The 19,798-nt window shown below is 45.8% G+C and carries 16 protein-coding genes; 9 read left to right on the top strand and 7 right to left on the bottom strand.

Features of this window, described 5'->3' with window-relative positions; translation table 11 throughout:
- The first annotated feature begins 58 nt into the window (after positions 1–58).
- On the top strand, positions 59–616 hold the full coding sequence (locus DFP77_RS09640) for a TetR/AcrR family transcriptional regulator (RefSeq protein ID WP_114412080.1): 558 nt from the start codon (positions 59–61) through the stop codon (positions 614–616).
- A 3-nt stretch (positions 617–619) separates the two neighbouring features.
- Here DFP77_RS09640 and DFP77_RS09635 read toward each other — a convergent pair whose 3' ends face one another.
- The 3 genes from DFP77_RS09635 to DFP77_RS09625 are packed head-to-tail and all read right to left on the bottom strand — an operon-like array spanning position 620 to position 2,897.
- On the bottom strand, positions 620–1,255 hold the full coding sequence (locus tag DFP77_RS09635; protein ID WP_114412079.1) for a LysE family translocator: 636 nt from the start codon (positions 1,253–1,255) through the stop codon (positions 620–622).
- 57 nt (positions 1,256–1,312) lie between these two features.
- Positions 1,313–1,876, bottom strand: a complete 564-nt coding sequence (locus DFP77_RS09630) for a DUF1007 family protein (RefSeq protein WP_114412078.1) — start codon at positions 1,874–1,876, stop codon at positions 1,313–1,315.
- 58 nt (positions 1,877–1,934) lie between these two features.
- Positions 1,935–2,897 (bottom strand): homoserine kinase, encoded by a 963-nt coding sequence (locus DFP77_RS09625; RefSeq protein ID WP_114412077.1) that lies wholly within the window; start codon positions 2,895–2,897, stop codon positions 1,935–1,937.
- Between the two features lie 419 nt (positions 2,898–3,316).
- Between DFP77_RS09625 and DFP77_RS09620 the strand changes: the two genes are divergently transcribed.
- The 3 genes from DFP77_RS09620 (at position 3,317) to DFP77_RS09610 (ending at position 7,923) form a co-directional block, all read left to right on the top strand.
- A complete protein-coding gene (locus DFP77_RS09620; RefSeq protein WP_181858527.1) occupies positions 3,317–4,237 on the top strand; it encodes a GGDEF domain-containing protein in 921 nt (306 codons plus the stop codon).
- A gap of 131 nt (positions 4,238–4,368) precedes the next feature.
- Positions 4,369–7,104, top strand: a complete 2,736-nt coding sequence (polA, locus tag DFP77_RS09615) for a DNA polymerase I (RefSeq protein ID WP_114412113.1) — start codon at positions 4,369–4,371, stop codon at positions 7,102–7,104.
- A 120-nt stretch (positions 7,105–7,224) separates the two neighbouring features.
- Positions 7,225–7,923 (top strand): transposase, encoded by a 699-nt coding sequence (locus DFP77_RS09610; RefSeq protein WP_114412075.1) that lies wholly within the window; start codon positions 7,225–7,227, stop codon positions 7,921–7,923.
- Between the two features lie 129 nt (positions 7,924–8,052).
- On the opposite strand, the gene DFP77_RS09605 is transcribed toward DFP77_RS09610, so the two are convergent.
- Positions 8,053–8,982, bottom strand: a complete 930-nt coding sequence (locus tag DFP77_RS09605; RefSeq protein ID WP_114412074.1) for a porin — start codon at positions 8,980–8,982, stop codon at positions 8,053–8,055.
- A gap of 116 nt (positions 8,983–9,098) precedes the next feature.
- Positions 9,099–10,625, bottom strand: coding sequence for a histidine-type phosphatase (locus DFP77_RS09600; RefSeq protein WP_114412073.1), 1,527 nt, complete (start codon positions 10,623–10,625; stop codon positions 9,099–9,101).
- A 642-nt stretch (positions 10,626–11,267) separates the two neighbouring features.
- Here DFP77_RS09600 and DFP77_RS09590 point away from each other — a divergent pair.
- Entirely contained in the window at positions 11,268–12,209 is a 942-nt protein-coding gene (locus tag DFP77_RS09590; protein WP_258861112.1) for a sensor domain-containing diguanylate cyclase, read from the top strand.
- A gap of 178 nt (positions 12,210–12,387) precedes the next feature.
- On the opposite strand, the gene DFP77_RS09585 is transcribed toward DFP77_RS09590, so the two are convergent.
- Positions 12,388–13,275: a DMT family transporter gene (locus DFP77_RS09585; protein ID WP_114412071.1), complete on the bottom strand. Its 888-nt coding sequence runs from the start codon at positions 13,273–13,275 to the stop codon at positions 12,388–12,390.
- A 256-nt stretch (positions 13,276–13,531) separates the two neighbouring features.
- Between DFP77_RS09585 and DFP77_RS09580 the strand changes: the two genes are divergently transcribed.
- Both DFP77_RS09580 and DFP77_RS09575 read left to right on the top strand, forming a co-directional pair.
- On the top strand, positions 13,532–14,128 hold the full coding sequence (locus DFP77_RS09580) for a hypothetical protein (protein ID WP_114412070.1): 597 nt from the start codon (positions 13,532–13,534) through the stop codon (positions 14,126–14,128).
- A 284-nt stretch (positions 14,129–14,412) separates the two neighbouring features.
- Positions 14,413–14,796: a SpoIIAA family protein gene (locus tag DFP77_RS09575; protein WP_114412069.1), complete on the top strand. Its 384-nt coding sequence runs from the start codon at positions 14,413–14,415 to the stop codon at positions 14,794–14,796.
- Between the two features lie 32 nt (positions 14,797–14,828).
- Here DFP77_RS09575 and DFP77_RS09570 read toward each other — a convergent pair whose 3' ends face one another.
- A complete protein-coding gene (locus DFP77_RS09570) occupies positions 14,829–15,551 on the bottom strand; it encodes a metal-dependent hydrolase (RefSeq protein WP_114412068.1) in 723 nt (240 codons plus the stop codon).
- Between the two features lie 203 nt (positions 15,552–15,754).
- Between DFP77_RS09570 and mtgA the strand changes: the two genes are divergently transcribed.
- Positions 15,755–16,432 (top strand): monofunctional biosynthetic peptidoglycan transglycosylase, encoded by a 678-nt coding sequence (gene mtgA, locus DFP77_RS09565; RefSeq protein ID WP_114412067.1) that lies wholly within the window; start codon positions 15,755–15,757, stop codon positions 16,430–16,432.
- A 374-nt stretch (positions 16,433–16,806) separates the two neighbouring features.
- A complete protein-coding gene (locus DFP77_RS09560; protein ID WP_114412066.1) occupies positions 16,807–19,782 on the top strand; it encodes an NAD(P)-dependent oxidoreductase in 2,976 nt (991 codons plus the stop codon).
- Positions 19,783–19,798 lie beyond the last annotated feature (16 nt).

Below are 19,798 nucleotides of genomic sequence, written 5' to 3'. Positions count from 1 at the left end.
AGGATGTTGAGCTTAAGTCGAAATAAAAGTCAACTGTCAAAAATTTTGGAAAAAGATCATGGCTGAAGAAGAAACGAACAACACATTGCTGAATTCACTTGCGCTTGCTTTGGTTGAATACCCACGAGCATCATTGCAAGAGCTGTCCTGTGCTGTCGGTGTGAGCAAGGCTACCTTGTATCGTTTCTGTCGAACGCGAGAAAACCTAATTGAAAGGCTGTTACAACGCAGTATTGAGTCTTATCAAGAAGCTATTCGAGACGCCGATCTCGATACAGCAGAGCCAAGAGAAGGGATTCGCAAGCTGCTAGAAAACTACTATGCCAATAAAGAGCTAACCATTTTCATCATACAATATTGGCAGCCTGCGTTAGCCGAAAGTGGCGCTTGTGTCGAAACACAAGGCATTCTAGACAAGTTCTTTTTACGAGGTCAGCAAGAAGGTGTTTTTCGAATTGATATAAGCTCAGTCGCCATGACAGAATGCTGCCACGGCTTATTCTCTGCGCTTATTGATGCGGAATTAAGAGGTCGAGTACCCAGAATAAAAGTCATCGACATCATAGAAACCATGTTGCTAGAAGGCGTTTGTACTCAGTCATACAAGACCCCCTAACACTCAGCGCTGGCTCAATGCGAGTTTTGCACCAAAGCCCAACAGCAATACGCCAGTTAAGCCATCCAAGACCAACGCCACTTTTGGTCGCGCCAACCAAACGCGCGCTTTATGAACCATAAGCGCAAGAAACGTTTGCCACAACATCGCTATGATAAAATGAAGTGAGGCCATAAAAAGTGATTGAGCCAATGCCGAATGGCTAGGGTCAATAAACTGTGGCAAAAATGCCATGTAGAAAATAATCGGCTTAGGGTTCAATACGTTAGACAAGATCCCTTGACGAAAGCTGCCCCATGCCGTCAATGACTTAGGATTTTTCGCATCTTTAAAGGTCATGCCAACCGGCTTCATCGCACTTCGAATCGCTTGCACACCCAAGTACACAAGATACGCCGCACCCGCTAATTTAAAGGCAGTAAACAAACCTGCAGAACCTAGCAGGATAACTGACAGGCCTAACGCCGACACGGTCGCATGAGCAAATAACCCCATGCAAATGCCTAAGCTAGTCAAAAAACCCAACCGCCAACCACCTGATGCCGCGTTGCGCATCACCAAAATAGTGTCCACACCTGGGCTCATAGTAAGTACCGTAATAGCGGCTAAGAAAGGCAACCATTGGAAATGTTCTAACATGCGCTTAGACCTTTATATGAAACATTGAAAACGAAAAATCGCTAGAAAATAATTAGATTAAGGCTGACAAGTCAGATCAACCCAAACGGCGACGGAGGTTTCTGTAGCGTCACGTTCTACTGGCGTACATATTTCAGATAAGGCACCGGACAAACGCACTAAACCTTCTTCCAATGGCTCCATGGCGAAATACAATTCATCGTCACCAAAGGCCAGACTCAAGGTCGAAGTTTCTAGATTAACGGGAGTAGGCAAATCAATACCTAGACGAATCCACAACATTTGGTCCCGAATACGAACATCCGCAACGCGCACTTGTTCTGGCACCAAATCTGCGCCGTCTTGTTTCATTTTGATAAAAAAGCCGTAATTCTCAAAGCTCTTCAACACCTCAATCATATCGAGTTTTTCTTGACCTGTGAGCTCACCATCACCGTCTACGTCGTATTCAGCAATCAAGCTTGTCGACGTAAAAAGATCCAACTCCCATGTCGCTGCAAGGCTAGACACATTGGCTTGGTCGACATTGACACGATACTGAGAATCCACCCAAACATGAGGGTGTGCCATAGCAGAGCCCGTAAACAGAGCCGTAACGCACAAACACAACCAAAGACGCATCACTTCACCTTAAAAAATAGTTTCATAAGAACAGAGTCTTAAAAGCTCGAAAACTGACCTATAGGAACTCAACTAAGCTCGGGGAATATTGCACACGAGACTCTAAAATACGCTGAAACTCAAGCGGATCATGCTGCTGCGCCAAACGTTCAGGGTCATGCTTCGCCCCATGCCACGCTTCCAAACGAGACAGCCAAAAACGCAACGCTGCGATTTTCAACATATGCGGCCAAGCAAGAATCTCTTCTGGGCTCGCTTCACGCTCATGCAAATAGGCTTTTATCAATGCCTTATATTTGCCTTTATCTAATTCCCCCGTTGCCATGTCCGAACACCAATCGTTTACCACAATGGCTAAGTCGTACATCACCCAAGAATGGCACGCATTGTAGAAATCGATAATGGCAGACAACTTGTTGCCTTCAAACAAAGTGTTGTTGTAGAACAAATCCCCATGAATAGTGGTTTTCGGTAAATCTGGATGTTCTGTAATAAAGGCATCAAATTCAGCAATTTGCGACAACAATAATTCCGCTTGTTCTGGCTCTAATTGATCTGCGATGGCTTGGCTGGTTTTATGCCACCACGCCACGCCACGATGGCTATCACGGTGAACAGGGAAGTCCTCACCCGCAATATGCAGCTTCGCTAAGGCTTCGCCCATTAATCGACAAGAAGTTTCGTCCGTGCCTTTCAGCTCACCACCGGGGAAGCAGTCAACAATGATAGTCGGTCGACCATTTACTTCACGTAGGCGTTCACCATGAATATCAATCAAAGCCGCAGGAACATTAAAGCCTTTGTGTTTCAAATGAGCGACAACGTCCAAGAAATACGGAACTTCGTCTAAATCAAACTCTTCAAACAGAGTCACAACGTACTTACCCGTTGTCGTTGTCAAAAAGTAGTTGGTGTTTTCTACCCCACCGGAAATGCCTTGAAACGAAACCAGCTCACCTAAATAATAATCCGCCACTAAGGCGCGCATGTCAGAGTCCGAAAGGGAAGTGTAAACAGCCAAGTTGTGTTACCTAATTTGTTATCAAAGGATGACGATAATATGAAAACGCCTATGCTCCACAATAAGTGCAGAAAGGTCAATTCTAAGTAGCGCAAATCCCCTGTTTTTCTGCGCACACTTTATATTCTATGCGAAGCCACTGGTTACAACTCAGATAACTTAGTCGACATATATTCACCAAGTAGCAACATATTAAAAAAGCCGCATCGTATATTATTTAACCAAGTATTTAACAAACTGATCAAAACGATGCAATGAACTCAGCAAACTACCAAAAGAACATCTTGAAAGATGCTATCTATAGACTTCTGATTATTTCTGCGCTCAGCTATGGGTTATGCGGGTTATTTTTCAATGTGTTCCCCCTTGTAACATGCGCGGCTTGCTTGGTCTTATTGCTGTATTTCCATAAGAACCCTTTGATTAGATCAAGCAAAACCCTCAATTGGTATGCGGCCATCACCTTGCTTACCTTCACACCAGTCACCTTTATGTTTATCTATAACGGGTGGCAAGGAAGACTCGTATTTATCGAAAGCTATCCGCCCATTTCTGGCATGATCATAATGACATCTATGCTTATTATGTTGGTGCTGCCGAAAAGGCACACCAAATTCGGGGCTTTATTCTGGGCGCTAAACGTCTTACCTGTACTGCATTATTTACTGCTGCACCCAGCTGAATTACACACATCGCGCGGTTACGACTTGTTATTTTTATTTGGCACTGCCAGCTTGTTTATTGTGGCAATTATTCCTTACCAACAAAATATCAAGCAGCAACTAGACGACATTTTCTACGACCTGATGCGCTATAAAATGCACGCTGACAGAGATTTCCTAACAGACATCTATAATCGACGCGGCTTACACAGCTGGCTAAACCGCAACAATCAAACCGACACTATAGGTTTAGTACTACTCGATGTGGATTATTTCAAAAACATCAACGACCGCTTTGGCCACGCCACAGGTGATCAGGTATTAGTTGAAATTGCTTCACGCTTGCGCACCGTATACCGAGACAACCATTGCCTTGTACGCTGGGGTGGAGAAGAATTTCTTTTGGTGATTACCAACCCGTCGGCCGCTACATTGAATAAGCTAGCCAATGATTGCCATCTTGTTTTTGGACAGGTTCCTTTTCGCACTGTGGGAAAAGTTACCACAAGTATTGGCGTATCTCGCATTGCTTCGATCACTGCGTTTGACCACGTAATCGAAGAAGCCGATCAAGCCTTGTATCATGCTAAAGAAAGTGGCCGAGACAAAATCATCGCATTCAGTGACATTCAGCAGTCATTAACTATGAAAATGCGACAATTACTCATAGTTGACTAGCACACAGAGCATTCGAAACTTTATCTGGGTTTAGACTGTAAAAATCATCATAACCGCTTAGAATAGACCTCATATTTGCCGATTCACAAAGAGGTTCTATTTTGGCTACGGATTCTACGACACAAACACCGATGATCTTGGTAGACGGCTCGTCTTACCTTTACCGAGCATTCCACGCGATTCCACCTATGCACACCAGCGATGGCCAACCGACCAACGCCACGCGCGGTGTGATCAGCATGATCCGCAGCCTCATTAAAACCTACCCAGATTCCCCCATGGTCATCATCTTCGACGCCAAGGGCAAAACCTTCCGCGACGAGATCTACAGCGAATACAAAGCGCAACGCCCGCCCATGCCTGACGACCTACGCCCGCAAATCGAACCCATTCACCGTGTGGTGGAAGCCATGGGCTTGCCGCTGGTGATCATAGATAACGTAGAAGCCGACGACGTCATCGGCACCATCGCCAAACAAGTGGGCGAAGCCGGCCGCGAAGTCGTTGTTTCCACGGGCGATAAAGACATGGCGCAGTTGGTCAATGACAAAGTCACTCTAGTGAACACCATGAACAACACGGTTATGGACATCCAAGGGGTGAAAGACAAGTTCGGCATTCCGCCTGAACTGATCATCGATTACCTCGCACTCATGGGCGACAAAGTCGATAACATTCCAGGCGTACCGGGCGTGGGCGAAAAAACCGCCCTTGCCTTGCTGCAAGGTTTGGGCAGCATCAAAGACATCTACACCCGCTTAGACGAGATCGCTGCGTTGGGCTTCCGTGGTTCCAAAACCATGAAGCAAAAAATGGAAGACAACAAAGAAATGGCAGAGTTGTCTTACACCTTGGCGACCATCAAATGCGACGTAGAACTGCCTTTCGAACCACAAGAATTGAAAAACGGCGAAGCCGACAAAGAAAAGCTGCGTGAATGGTTCACCAAGCTGGAATTCAAAACTTGGTTGTCTGACCTAGACAAAGCGCCAAGCGTAGAAACCGCCAGCGATACCGTTGGTAATGACGGCCAAGTGGAAACACCGGTTAAATCCAACATCGAAGCCAACTACGACACCGTCTTAGACAAAGCAAGCTTCAACAAATGGTTGGAAAAAATCCAAGCCGCTGAACTGGTTGCCTTCGATACAGAAACCACTTCCCTCAACTACATGGCTGCGGAACTGGTTGGCTTGTCCTTCTCGGTAGAAGTGGGCGAAGCGGCTTACGTTCCAGTGGCTCACGATTACGAAGGCGCACCAGAACAACTGGACCGCGATTGGGTGCTGGAACAGCTAAAACCTTGGCTCGAAGACGACAGCAAAGCCAAAGTCGGCCAACACCTAAAATACGACGCCAACGTGCTCAACAACTACGACATCACCTTGCGCGGCATCGCTTACGACACCATGTTGGAATCTTACGTTTACAACTCCGTAAGTTCACGTCACGACATGGACACCTTGGCGAGCAAATTCCTTGGTCACACCAACGTGAGCTTTGAAGACATTGCTGGCAAAGGCGCGAAACAAAAAACCTTTAACCAAATCGGTCTAGAAGTGGCCGCTTTCTACGCCGCGGAAGACGCCGACATCACCTTACGTTTGCACCAAGCGATTTGGCCGAAAATCGAAACCACGCCAGAACTCGTCAGCATTTTTAAAGACATCGAATGCCCATTGATTCCAGTATTGGCGAAAATGGAACAAACTGGCGCCTTGATCGACCCAGAACTCCTGCACCTGCAAAGCAGCGAAATTGCAGGCAAACTGCAAGAACTGGAAATCAAAGCCCACGAACAAGCGGGCGAAAGCTTCAACCTAAGCTCGCCAAAACAGCTACAAGTCATCTTGTTCGAAAAACAAGGCTTGCCGGTTATCAAGAAAACACCCAAAGGTCAGCCTTCTACTGCCGAGCCAATCTTGCAAGAACTGGCGCAAGACTACGAACTGCCACGTTTGATCATGGAACACCGCAGCCTGTCGAAATTGAAATCCACATACACCGACAAACTGCCAGAAATGATCCAGAAAACAGGCCGTATTCATACCTCGTACCATCAAGCGATTACCGCGACAGGCCGTTTGTCGTCGACGGATCCGAACTTGCAGAACATCCCGATTCGCTCTACCGAAGGTCGTCGTATTCGCCAAGCTTTTGTCGCGCCTAAAGGCTACAAGTTAGTCGCGGCCGATTACTCGCAAGTCGAATTACGCATCATGGCTCACCTGTCCCAAGATCCGGGCTTATTAGACGCTTTCACAAAAGACGCCGACGTACACAAAGCCACCGCAGCAGAAGTCTTCGAGGTCAGCCTAGACGAAGTCACCACAGAACAGCGCCGCCGCGCCAAAGCCATCAACTTCGGCTTGATCTACGGCATGTCGGCCTTTGGTCTAGCGAAACAGCTTGGCATTGGTCGCCCAGAAGCAGGAAAATACATCAAACGCTACTTCGAACGTTACCCAGGCGTGCAACAATACATGGAAAACACCCGCGAAGGCGCGAAAGAAAAAGGCTACGTGGAAACCATCTACGGCCGCCGCTTGTACCTGCCAGACATCAAAGCGAAAAACGCCATGATGCGCCAAGCCGCCGAACGCACCGCGATCAACGCCCCGATGCAAGGCTCCGCCGCCGACATCATCAAACGCGCCATGATCAAAATGCACGACTGGCTAGCCGACACCGACCTAGACGTAAAAATGATCATGCAAGTACACGATGAACTCATCTTCGAAGTCGCCGAAAAAGACCTAGAAAAAGCCCAAGCAAAAATCGTCGACATCATGCAGAATAGTAGTCAGATTGATGTACCGCTGTTGGTAGAGGCGGGAGTTGGAGACAACTGGGACGAGGCGCATTAAGCGCCTTTTTAAAAGGGGTCAGATCCCTTAAACGCCAAATCAGGTTATAACTAATGTTGGCATTATTTTTAAGGGATCTGACCCCTTTAAGAAAATTGGTCTCTCTTCAAGGAGGAAAAGATGCCAAGAAAGCCTCGTTTCTTTTTACCAAATGTTCCGGTACATATCGTTCAGCGCGGCGCTTCTCGCGATCCCGTTTTCTTTGAGGATGAAGATTACAAAGCCTATGCTTTCTGGATGAAAGAAGCCGCCATCAAACACGATGTGGCTATTCATGCTTTTGTTTTAATGACTAATCATGTTCATATCCTGTTGACTGCTCAATCTGGAGCTGGTGTCAGTCAGTTTATGCAACATATTGGTCGACGTTATGTCCCTTTTATAAATCATAAATATGGACGTAGTGGCTCCCTTTGGGAGGGAAGGTTTAAAAGTAGTTTAGTCCAATCAGACCGTTATTTCTTGGCTGTCATGCGCTACATTGAACTTAACCCCGTTAGAGCTAATATGGTCGATTACCCAGGTTTGTATCGGTGGTCTAGCTTTCATCACAACGGCGGATTTAAACAGCTTTCGTTTATCACCGCTCATTCTGTCTATAATGCCCTTGGCCGTAATATCGAAGAAAGAATACAAAACTACATACGACTGTTTGAACAGCACCTTGATACTAGAGAATTATCAAAAATACAGTCAGCTTGGCAAACAGGCACGCCTCTTGGCGACAACCACTTTAAAGAGAAGGTCGAAACTCAACTAAGACAAAGAGTCGGTCAAGACCATCGAGGCCGCCCCTCTAAAAGGGGTCAGATCCCTTAAACACCAAATCAAGCTGCAACTAACATTGGCTTTATTTTTAAGGGATCTGACCCCTTTTATTACTATTTTCATCTGACCACAATTTCACAATTTCAGCGCCCTACCGGAAAGTAGGGCATGAGTCCAAGTTTAAAATTCGATTTCTGTGCCTGCAACGTAGGCCATTTCCGCGCCTTCTTTGTTGGTGTTAGAAAGCTCTGCAAAGACTTTTACGTCTTTAAATTCAGGAAACGCATACGTCACGTTGGTATACCACTCACGAACTTCTTCATCCGATTCAGGCTTATTATTCACATAACCAAGCACCATGGTGGTCGAGTCGGTTACGTCAAACATGGCCACTAGGTTATAGACTTTTAACGTGTCTTTCGCTTCCGAGTAGTCTGCTGCGAAGGTCGCAAAGCCGGCATCGTATTTGGCACTCACACCATACGAGTCCATCTTATCGCCATGAATTGCTTCCTCACGATTTTGATAGGCGACGGCGAATTCCACGTTTGAAACATTAAACGATGCAAACGCATCAAATGACTGCTCGCCTTCACTGTCTTCACCTTCTGCTCGTAATTCCGTCGAAAGCATAAGGTTAACTTTGTCTAGGTCGAAGTTTACTAAGATCACGTCGTCGCCACCCGTTTCATCAAAAGCCACATCGTCCGAGTCCATCTCATAGTCCTCCGCCACACCAAACTCATCCGTGGCGTAATCTTGCTTACCAACCGACAGCGCAGTATCACGGTAAGCAAAACCGACATAAGCGTCTTTGAGTGCCGCGCTATTTTGATCTTCGTCATCGTTAGCCGCGTCATCAAAATCAAACTTAATTCGACCAAAAGCACTCAGGTCCTTGGTGAGTTGATAAGAAATTTTGTTATCAAGTTTCAAAGAATCAAAATTCACGTAGAGATTTTTATCTTCACCATTGTCTTTTTGCAATTGGATTTGGATGTCTCCATTCAGTTTATATTTAAAGCCGTCTTGATCAACAATGGTGGCCGCCATAACGGAAGTAGTCATGAGAGAAGAAAGCATCGCGGTTACTAGAATTGTCTGTTTCATTTTAAGTTCCTCGATGAGGCTTGTCCGTGTCGCTAGACAACAGCAACCCCACCTTATTGAAAAGTGTTTATAATTTATTTAAGAGTTCATTAAGTACTGAAAGTGGTGATGTACCGCTAGTGAAGGCTTAATTCATCACGGTAACAACGTTCTAGTTCGTTTAAACTGTAGAAATATTGAGTGCCTGGAAATACGTTACAATCGTCTTTAAAGGCGATTTCTTTTTCGTTGTAGAGCATCTTCACCAAAGTGGCACTATTCGGTTTTTTGCTTTTAAACAAATCCCATTGAATGTTCGCAGAGTAAGGCGTCACCCAACCGCCACGCCATGTATTATTTGCTTGGCTATAAAGTTCATCAGGGGACGCGGATTTCTGGCTGCCTTCGACATGCAGAAGCGCCGCCAAGGGCATAATTTGCTCCGCGTGGGCAAAACGAAGTTTGGCGACATGCTTAACCGCTTGGCGGTCGTTTGCAACGGCGTCCATTTCATTGAACATGTCTTTTAGCAGGGGCTTCGCAATGTTGTAAGTCACGCCATGGCCATCCGCAAAGCTTGGCCCTTTTTCATAGAAATCTTCCGCATCAGACTGGTAAGCGAACCAAGCGGACTCTTCTGGCGTAATAAACTGTTTCAGATCCCATTCACCACCTTGTGCTTGGGCCTCTCGCAACATCCCAGGCGCGATAATAAACATGTTGTAAAGCTTGGATGCCGCATCGACTTCGTTTTGCACGTACTTCCAATCGTCTTCTGTTTCATCTGGTTTACGAGTATTGGTTTTAAAGCAATCTCCAGCCGCCACATCGCAGTTTTTGTCATCAGAAATTTGGTGCTCAAGGAAGTCGACAAACTCCTTGCTATAAATGCGTTCTAGCATCTCACGAGCCAATAATTTGGTTTGCGGCAGTCTTGCTAGTTCATCAAAGACCGCCTCTAGCTTGTCTGATTTTTTAAACGCTTTATACGCTTCATAATTGCCTTTGTACTCTTGATAATTGGCGTTTTTTGCTGGATTGGTTTTGTGGGAGTAAAGCTCGTATTTATTGACCATCTTCTTATCAATTTTATTGGCTTGTGTTTGGGCTTGATAACACTGCGCCGCATCATCACTTACATAATTAACGTCTTTTGCAAGCGACTGCATGAAGAAGTGGGCCGTTTGATTGGCCCGCGCTTTACCTGATGTTTGCACCTGGATGCAGACTGGCTGTTGAGATGTATTCCGCATGAGCAGTGGCAAACGCTCAGCCATACGTGTGGCAATACCTGAAGGCTCTTCTTCACCAATTTTTGTGAGTAAGCCGTAGCCTAGAGTTTTGTTTGCGGCGGTTACTTGGTCGGTGATCGGCCCAAGTTTTTCACCTAGCTCTGTTAATTGACCGCGTTGTTTCGCCAACGTCCATACTTGCTTAGTCAATATATCGTATTTTGGACTTGATAATGCACGTGCTCCATGGCGTTCAACCAATTGCGTATAAGCAATTTCATAACCATTAGGTACGGCTTCGTAGCTGTTTAAATCTTGTTTAGGTACATAAGTTGCCTTGCTGCTGTATTGATATTCAACAGACTGAGCGAGGCTACTAGACGCACTCAACAAGGCGATAGTTGCTGAGGCGATGAGAGAATAACGATTCATGAGTTTTCCTAAAAGTGACAGTGAAACAGGTATGATGCGATTTCCAAAAAACAAGCGGAACAGTAACCTGTCAATATGACAACCTGATTGCATAAAAATGAATTTTGCACATAGGTGCAAAATTAATCTGACGTCCATTTATTTCATTTGTGATGATTTTTCGGGCTATGAGAGGAGCAATTGGGGGCAGATGAAAATTCAACAATTGGGGCCAGATAAAAATTAAACCTTCTTACTTGGCTTCCGCCCTCGCTTTACAGGCGAAACTCTCCTGCCCGTTAGCTTTTCAATCTCTTCTTTAAACCTGTCATTCCCCAGTGCCATATCTGAATGCGTAGCGGATCGAATCCGTCCGAGTTCTTCTTCTGGGATGTGGTATTTGAATAAAGCTTGAGATAAAGCTCATGTGGCTGCCAAAGCTCACTTTGTAGGTCCAGTGACGCCTGAGTATTAAAGCGATGGCTCGACCACTTGTAGTGAGCGGGATGGGATACCATATCTGCTCTAACAGGATTCAGTTCGATATATCGCTGGCAGATAAAAAAGTCTTCCTCTGCACTGATGACACAAGATTTAAAAATCAGAATAGCATTTTGGGTTGCCTTGCTTAACCCCTGCTATAGTTATGCCAATGAACACCTTATGTTTTATACAGTGATTGAGTTTTGTGAGTCATTACTTGGAGTACGCGCTCAAATGATTAACGAGTTTATCGAGCTTAGCCAAGACGGCTACGGTATATATGATCAAGACGACATACTTATATTCTGTAATTCAGCCTTCGCTGAGCTAAATTACCACCCTAAAGAACAACTCATAGGCAGATCGTTTGAGGAAATTGTTCGACTAAACTACTCGAATGGCCGTGGAGCGAAAATTGATTCTAAGGATGTTAATGCCTTTTTACACTATGCCCATAAAATGAGAAGATCGCGCCCGTTTCGAATTTTTGAAGTCGATTTCATGGATGGTCGTTGGTATTTATTTTCTGAGCAAGTCAATGAGTCCCGCTTTCTTTTAGTTCAGATGAAAGAAATCACCAAACAAAAAATCCTTCAGGGTGGGCTGGAAAATACATTAGAAAAGCTCAGCGAGCTTGCTCTCGTCGATGAGCTGACTGGGTGTGCCAATCGTCGAGGCTTTGTCAATTCAGTCGAAAATGAGCTAATACGCAATCGACACGCTGGAACCTACTCGACAATGGCGTTAATTGATTTAGACCTTTTCAAAAAAGTTAATGATGAATTTGGTCACCAAATTGGAGATGCAGCGTTGCAGCATGTTACTAAGCTGGCAACAACACAACTGAGACAATACGATATATTTGGCAGAGTTGGCGGCGAGGAATTCGCTATCTTTCTTCGCAATACTGATCAGGAAATAGCCTTCAACATTATCAATCGAATTCGAGAACAGATCGCCGCGACACCTCTTAAGATAAATGGACACACTGTCTTTTTAAGCATATCTGTCGGCCTCGTAACCGAAGATAGCAACGCCTCTTTTGAGCAGCTTTACACCAAATCAGACTTTGCTTTGTATAAAGCAAAAGCGTTAGGTAGAAATCAAGTTCAACAATATTGATCGCTGAGGTCTAACAATTAGGGTCAATTGGGCAGATGGAAATTTAATCCGTCTGACTCGGTTCCCTACCGCGCTTCATAGGCGAGACTCGCCTGCCAGTCAGCGTTTAATATTTTCTTTAAAACTGTCATTCCCCACTGCCATATCGGGCTGTAGGGATTCGGGTGCATATAAAAAACTATTCACGAGTACGCTGTAGGTAGATCACGTACAGTCCACTGGCAATGACAATGCCCGCTCCTACTATGGTCCACCTGTCTGGTAGTTCGCTAAATACTAAGAAGCCAATAATGGTGGCAAACACCAATAAGCTGTAGTTGAACGGTTGTAATACCGAGGCTGGTGCATACTCTAGCGCTTTTACTAACAAAAGCTGTGCGGCGACACTCATAATAGAGATCACGGCCAATAGCATCCATTCCTGCATGCTTGGTGCACGCCATGCCGTCACACCAAAGAGGGTTGCACACACGAAGCCGATCAACGCCATATACAGTATGTTGGTATGAAAACCATCACCCGCTGAACTCACCTGACGAGTCACGATATGGTAACAGGCAAAGCACAGGGCTGCAGTTAATGGTATCAATGACTCAGGTTTAAAGACGTCCAACCCAGGCCGAAGAATAATAAGCGTTCCGGCAAAGCCGACACAAACCGCTAACCACGATTTCATGCTTACCCGTTCTCCTAGGATGGGGGCCGCCAAGGCAATCGCCATCAATGGGAATGCCGCCATCAACGAATGGGATTCTGCCAAGCCAAGATAACGCAGAGCCAAATTAAAAATCGCAATCTCTGCGATGGATAATATGGAGCGCAATACTTGTAACTTAGGACGAACTGAACGTAATGCATGGCGAATAGTGCTGGTGCGTGATACCCAAACGATGGCAAACAGGGCAAATACCCAATAGCGCACTAATACCACTTGCGCTACGGACATATCCTGCACGAGGATTTTCGTCACGGCATCTTGTGACGCGAATACCAACATCGCGGCTAGGCATAACAATACGCCTTTTCCCACTAAGTTGGAGCCCACTTCCTTGTTCGATGGATTCATTTGGCCATTGCCCTTCTATGGTGTGCTGAGTCTTGGATGGTCTCTGGATTGTAAAACATCTCAAAGAACAATTGGGCAATTTAGATGTGTTTAAAAATTGGGCGCTAGAAGCCATTTTGGCTATCACTTAATAGACAATCCATAACTCACTTTAAACGACCTATTTTGGTGCAAATTTGACGTATTTTGTCCGTCTGTTTAACAATGAAGTCTGTAGAATCGAGTGTTACTATGATGGATGAGGCAGGAAAGACAGATGGATTTTAATATAAAACTTGTTTTTAGCGGCATTGCGATTGCGTTAGCGATGGTTGGTTTTGTGCCTTATATTGCGCTGATCCTGCGAGGCAAGGTGAAACCTCATGTATTTTCATGGGTCATTTGGGGCATTACCACTACCATTGTATTCTTTGCTCAGCTAGAAGCCGAGGGCGGCGTAGGAGCATGGCCCATTGGGTTATCAGGCTTTATTACGATTTTCATTGCCTTCTTAGCGTATATTAAGCGCGGTGATGCCACTATCACTAAATTAGACTGGGGATGTTTGGCTCTTGCCTTGGCATCATTGCCTCTGTGGTACGTAACAAATGATCCCCTGTGGGCTGTGTTGATTCTGACCACGATCGATATGATAGGCTTTGGCCCCACCTTTCGAAAAGTTTATCACCGCCCCTTTGAAGACAGCCGTGTTTTCTTCATTATTATGATTTTACGTAATGTGTGCTCTGTGGTGGCGCTGGAAGCCTACTCTGTGACGACAGTGCTGTTTCCGTTCTGCTTGGCGGTAGGGTTTTTGATTATATTGGTTATCCTGCAATTCCGCCGCAGTGTGCTGTCCCAACAAACAGTTTAAATTCGCCAACTGTTATTGATTAAGATCAAACTAATCATCATTACTTTGCAAACGCCTAGGCCAATAATATGTGCCTAGGCATAATAACACTCAAGCAAATGTATCCACGTTAGGTGGCTACATTATAGAGATTCTCCCTTTTTCTATTGCTTTTACTGACACTTTTAGCAAAAAGCGCAAATTACAAGCTGCTTGCTGACTATCTATGCTGAGTTAATCAACTTTCCTACTGGCAATTTTGTTCTAAAGTAACACTATTGATAAGCGCTTTTTAGGAGCTAATTATGTCTACTTACACAAATGGTGTTTCACTGAATGCAAAGCGTTATAACGACAAGCTGTTACTCAATGTGAAAACCTCAGGTCACCCAAGCGACATGGATTTCGAAAGCATCACGCCTAAGCTAGAGGCGGCGCTGTACACTATCCATTCCCCTTATGCGGGTTTGTTGGTGGATATTAGTGAGTTTGAAGGCTGGAGCATTAAAAGCGCTTGGTCGGAATTTTTATTAAGTCAGCGACTTGGCGGTGAGTTCAATCGCATTGCCATCTACGGCAAAAGCCGTTGGCAGAACAGACTAATTCGTGTAATTAGCTGGTTTATCTCTGCAGACATTAAGGTGTTCAAGCGTAAGAAAGAAGCGACAGACTGGGTTATGTCTTCATAAGCCAGTCTTGATCCGCTGAACCCATTTATCCCCTAACCCCAGAGCTGACGTAACTCGTTTAGCTCTTGTATAAACCAGTCTGATAACTGTACGTTCTCCGGCCACCAAGTAAAGGCTGTTATCCAAGCTTCTGCGCTTGGGCTTAACCAATAACCCACTACGCAGCAGAGCACCAACACCAGCGACGCCAGCGGCTCACCCCAATCGGTGAGCTTCATCGCGGTGCCAAACGAGCGTTTGATACGCATGCCAGACAGTTCAATACTGTATAACTCATCAAGTATGAGATGGATGGTCGCACCCAAGAATATAAAACCACCAATCCCCCAAGCGGTTTTCGCTTCAAGAGCGAACAAGTGATAAGTAATAGGAACGGCAAGCATGGCAAACATCATATTGGCCAGCAGACTGTGCAACGTCCCCCTATGTATAGTAAATTGCTCAAACACCCATTGGATAGGGAAACGTACCACTAAATAACTGACAATCGCTAAGGCGAGTACCTGCCAATGAATCAGTTTCTCCATGCCAAACGCAATTGCCAGACCACCAGCCAAGGCGCCAAAGAGCCGAAATATCAGACGAATAGCGGCAGAATCATCGGCATCGATATCAGGCAATAATCCACCAAGGGTGCCAGCCAAGGCGTAAAAAATGGCCTCGTTCATATTGGCAAAGCCCATAATAAAGGTGCTGGCTGCCAATGGTGCGCTGAGTATGGCTGCCACCGTAAAATGGGTTTTAAAGTCGGCCATTTGGCAATGTCCTATTGCTATAATGTAAGGTGAAATCCGATGTTGCGGACGGTAAAATTTTGGTGGACGAATGCTACAGGAATCGAGGTATAGAGTCTGCGCAGCAAAAACTAAAGATTCATTAAAGATTTACCACTGTTATTGTTTATACTCTTGGTTGTCGCGGGCTAGAAAGCCTCGTTCGAATCATTAAGAGAGAATAAATGGCAAAGCGTAAACAGGGTATTTTCAAAAAGACTTGGACCATTCTTTGGCGCGCTTTGCTATTGCTGATTCTTGTTTTATTGGTGTTTCGCTTTATACCACCGCCAACCACAGCGTTTATGTTGCAAAGTCCTTATCCGGCCACTCAAGATTGGATCAGCATTGATAAGCTACCGCCCTATATGCCACTCGCCGTGGTTGCTTCCGAAGACCAACGCTTTCCCAATCACTTCGGCGTTGATTTTACCGCGATAAGTAAGGCGCTTGACCAATACGATGATGGACAAGGTCTTCGTGGTGCGAGCACTATTACCCAGCAAACGGCAAAAAATCTTTTCCTTTGGTCTGGTCGAAGTTTTATTCGCAAAGGATTAGAAGCAGGCTTTGCCATTGGCCTTGAAACACTATGGGGCAAGAAGCGTATTCTTGAAGTGTATTTGAATATCGCTGAGTTTGGCCAAGGCATTTATGGTGTCGAAGCCGCAAGCCAGCATTATTTTGGCAGATCCGCCAGCAAGCTCACCATGAACCAAGCAGCTCGCTTGGCCATCATGCTACCAAGTCCCCGTACTCGAAACCCTAACGAGCTAACCTATTATCTTCGTCAAAGAGTCGATTGGGTTGAACAGCAAATGCAGCAACTTGGCCTAGACTATTTGAAGCCCATTCTTGAATAATCTTTAAAGCTCGTATTTCACCATTCTAATACGAGCATGCCACCCACTTTCTCCTTCCCCTAGTGCCATAAAGTGCGCTTTTTCACTTTTAAGTCGATTAATTGCGTCCATTTGTAGGGGACACGCATTATTTTGGCGTTTTCAGAACACTTTCATGTCGTTGAACAAGATTACACTGCTGCACTAGCACAACGTAATAAAGATTCTCATTTATCGTTTTGTGTTTAAAAAATAAAACCATGCTCTGTTTGGATAATGTCCATGGGTAAACATTCTTATCTGTGGGGAAGGACAGGGACTCTTCTCTGCCTGGTCTTAGAATAGCCATTAAAGCCAGAGCGAACGTATAAACTATCTTGCAGGTAATGAAAACGATGACTTCAATTGAGCAACTTAAAGCCGCTCGCGCGAGTGCGCTTTCTCTGACACAAAAAGGCGCTCCTCAGGCTACTAGCAACCAGTTCTTCGGCGTTGGTCCTATTACAGACATGACATTAAACGAAGTGGATGCTCGTCAACTTCGTTTTGAATTTGACGCTTGGATAGAAGAAAACTACCCAAAACTAGACGACAAAGGTAATCGCATTGGTAGTTTCACTACTGCGGAAATCGGTCGTGGCATGCACCGTGGCTACCCTGCAGACAAAGTCCTAAATGACATGATGCGTGAAATTCACCGCTACTTTGGTTTTCCTAAAGCCAACCGTATGGCGGTTGGTCTTGGTGGTGGTCACAGTGGCTTTACCGCAGCAGCTCTGCATTTAATGACTGCAAACGATGCCTCTCAAATTGTGTACGTTGATACGCCTAAGCCTGAATCGGCTGAAGGCAAGGCTGGCGGTTTCTTTCGTCAATCTTGGGGCACTCAGCTAACAGAATTACAGCGTTATGCGACTAACGGTGACGAAAACCGGATTATCTTTGCTGAAGGCGAAGGCGCGATTCCAAGTGCTGACTTCCTAATCGAAAAAGGCGTTAAATTGTTCTTCGGTGTGGGCCATGAAACAACAGGCGCGACCACTTACACAGAGCAAGAAATTGCCAACTTATTGGCTTGGATTGACGCTAACCCAGAAGAACACCACGCCGTAATCGATGCAACGTCCCTACTTGGTGCTATGCCTTGGGCGAAAGAGTTGGTGGATGGCGTACTAACAAAATGCAACCTATTCATGCCGTTCCAAAAAGCCATCGGCGGTATTTCTGGTTACTTCATCGTTTCTTTAACTAAACCTGCCTTAGCACTGATCAATGCGAACCAGAAAGACCCTTCTTGGGCGATTCCTCGTCAGCTTAAAATTGCAGTGCCACGTGACGCAAAAGAACCACTGACCAGTGAAAAAACCACTGATCTTGGCCCAATCTACGATGCAGAAAAAGACCAAATGCTTGGCGGTATCATTAATACCTTCAGCACCTTAGCGTTTGCCGAAACCACCTTTGCGATCCTTCGCAACGAACGCATGATAGGTGATGTTTACGCACTGAATGCGCGTTCTGCAGCAAACCGCCAGTCTGTAGACAGCTGGATAGCAAGCAGCGACTTGTTCGAACTTGGTGTATCTAATGCAGATTCTCGTGGTGCAGCCGTAACGCTTCTCAAAGTGACGGATGGTGACATCACAGACGCAGACGTTCACGCTCGCATCATTGCTAAGTCGAAGCAAATGTTAGGCTACGAAGGTATCACTCATACTGACGGTGCGCACGAGAAAGGTCTAGACGTTGCTCGTTACGTAAACGCATTCCCAGGTACGCCAGGCGACTACCGTGCATGGATCGGCGGTATCCGTCCTTCACAAGACATCACGGCGCTACTAGAAAACATTCAGTACTGCTACCTACGTGCGAAAAACGCGGTTCTTGAAGAATTGCTAGCTGAACAAGGCGAGTCTTTCGAAAGCGCTGTATCAGCGTCAGCTGAAGGCGACGTACGTGTAGACGATGCAAACCGTGCTTACAAAGTATTAATCGCTGACCTAGTCGGCATGGTATTCGATGCTGACGGCAACGCTGATTGCAGCGAAGTTGCAGCTTACATCAAGTCTAAAGGCGGTGAGTTCCACTTCGGTTCTGTTGCTGAAGCCGGTGACCTTGCGAAAGGTAAAGTACATTTCTTCTACCAGCCAAGCCTAAGCCGTGAAGACGAGCTATTAGCTGAAACGGGCGAAGGTCAATACGACGCTGTGATCGCTGCAGCGACATTCTTCCCAGCGGAATCTAAGTTCGAGTTAGGTGGCGTACGTATCGGTGCGGGCACTGGCAACATGGGCTCTGCTAGCTGGGGCGGCGGTAACGGTGAAGGTGGTGTTGCACCACTGATGAACACACCAAGCTTCAACTCTCGTGCAACCGCACAAGCGGCAATGAAAGCGCTGCTTAAAGTGCTTCCTGATCTACAAGTTTCTGCCATGCACGATCGCGTTGTGGCGGGTGACTTCGACACAGGTAAGAACCTTGCAGAGTTCCCAACGACTAAGCTTGAAGGTAAGAAGCTTGCTGTTGTTGGTTACGGCAACATCGGTCGTGAAGTAGCGAAACTAGGCGCTGCATTTGGTATGAAGGTATCTGTATACGCTCGTCCTGCGCACCAGAAATGGATCGAGTCTGAAGGCTTCACTTACGCCTCTAGCATCGTTGAAGCAGCACAAGACGCTGACGTACTTAGCCCACACACTGGCCTAGGTGCATTCAATGCTGATACTGGCAAGTTCAGCAACTCTGACATCATCAATGCAGACGTTTTCTCTGCAATGAAACAAGGTGCCGTGCTAGTTAACTACGACCGTGGCGAAGTAGTTGACATCGAAGCGTTAGACGCTGCCTTAGCAAGCGGCCAAATCCGTTACGCAGCAATCGATGCGGATTTGTTTAAAGACCCAGCTACTGGCGAATTATCTGGCCCAATGGTTCCTTACCGCAACATCTACGAAAAGCACGTAGGCAAAATGGAACTTCTACCACATGCGGCGGCAGACACAGAACACGTTTCTCGTGTCGAAGGCGCTAAGCAAGCGGTTGATCAAATCCTAAGTGTGATTCAACACGATAAAGTGATTAACCTAAAAGGCGATTTGCCTAAAGGTTTCACCAACGGTGGTACTAAGACGGTCAACGGCGTGGGCAAAGTAAACGCGAGTTCTGTTAAAGCGTTATCAGCTGAGCAAATCAAGCAACTAGCTGACAGCGCAACACAAATTGCGGCATACTGGGGAGCAATTAACGCAACCGAAGACACAGACAAACGCGCGGCACTTGTTGCTGAATACTCGGAGATGATGGTATTGAACTCGAATATCTACACGACGTTACTTGCTCAAAATGGTCTGCAAGGGCCACTTGGTAATTAAGTAATACTGTCGTTAG

This window comes from Marinomonas foliarum (assembly GCF_003337275.1).
GTDB classification, from domain to species: domain Bacteria; phylum Pseudomonadota; class Gammaproteobacteria; order Pseudomonadales; family Marinomonadaceae; genus Marinomonas; species Marinomonas foliarum.
The sequence above is the reverse complement of the archived record's forward strand: the minus strand, read 5'-3'. Positions and strand labels throughout refer to the sequence as shown.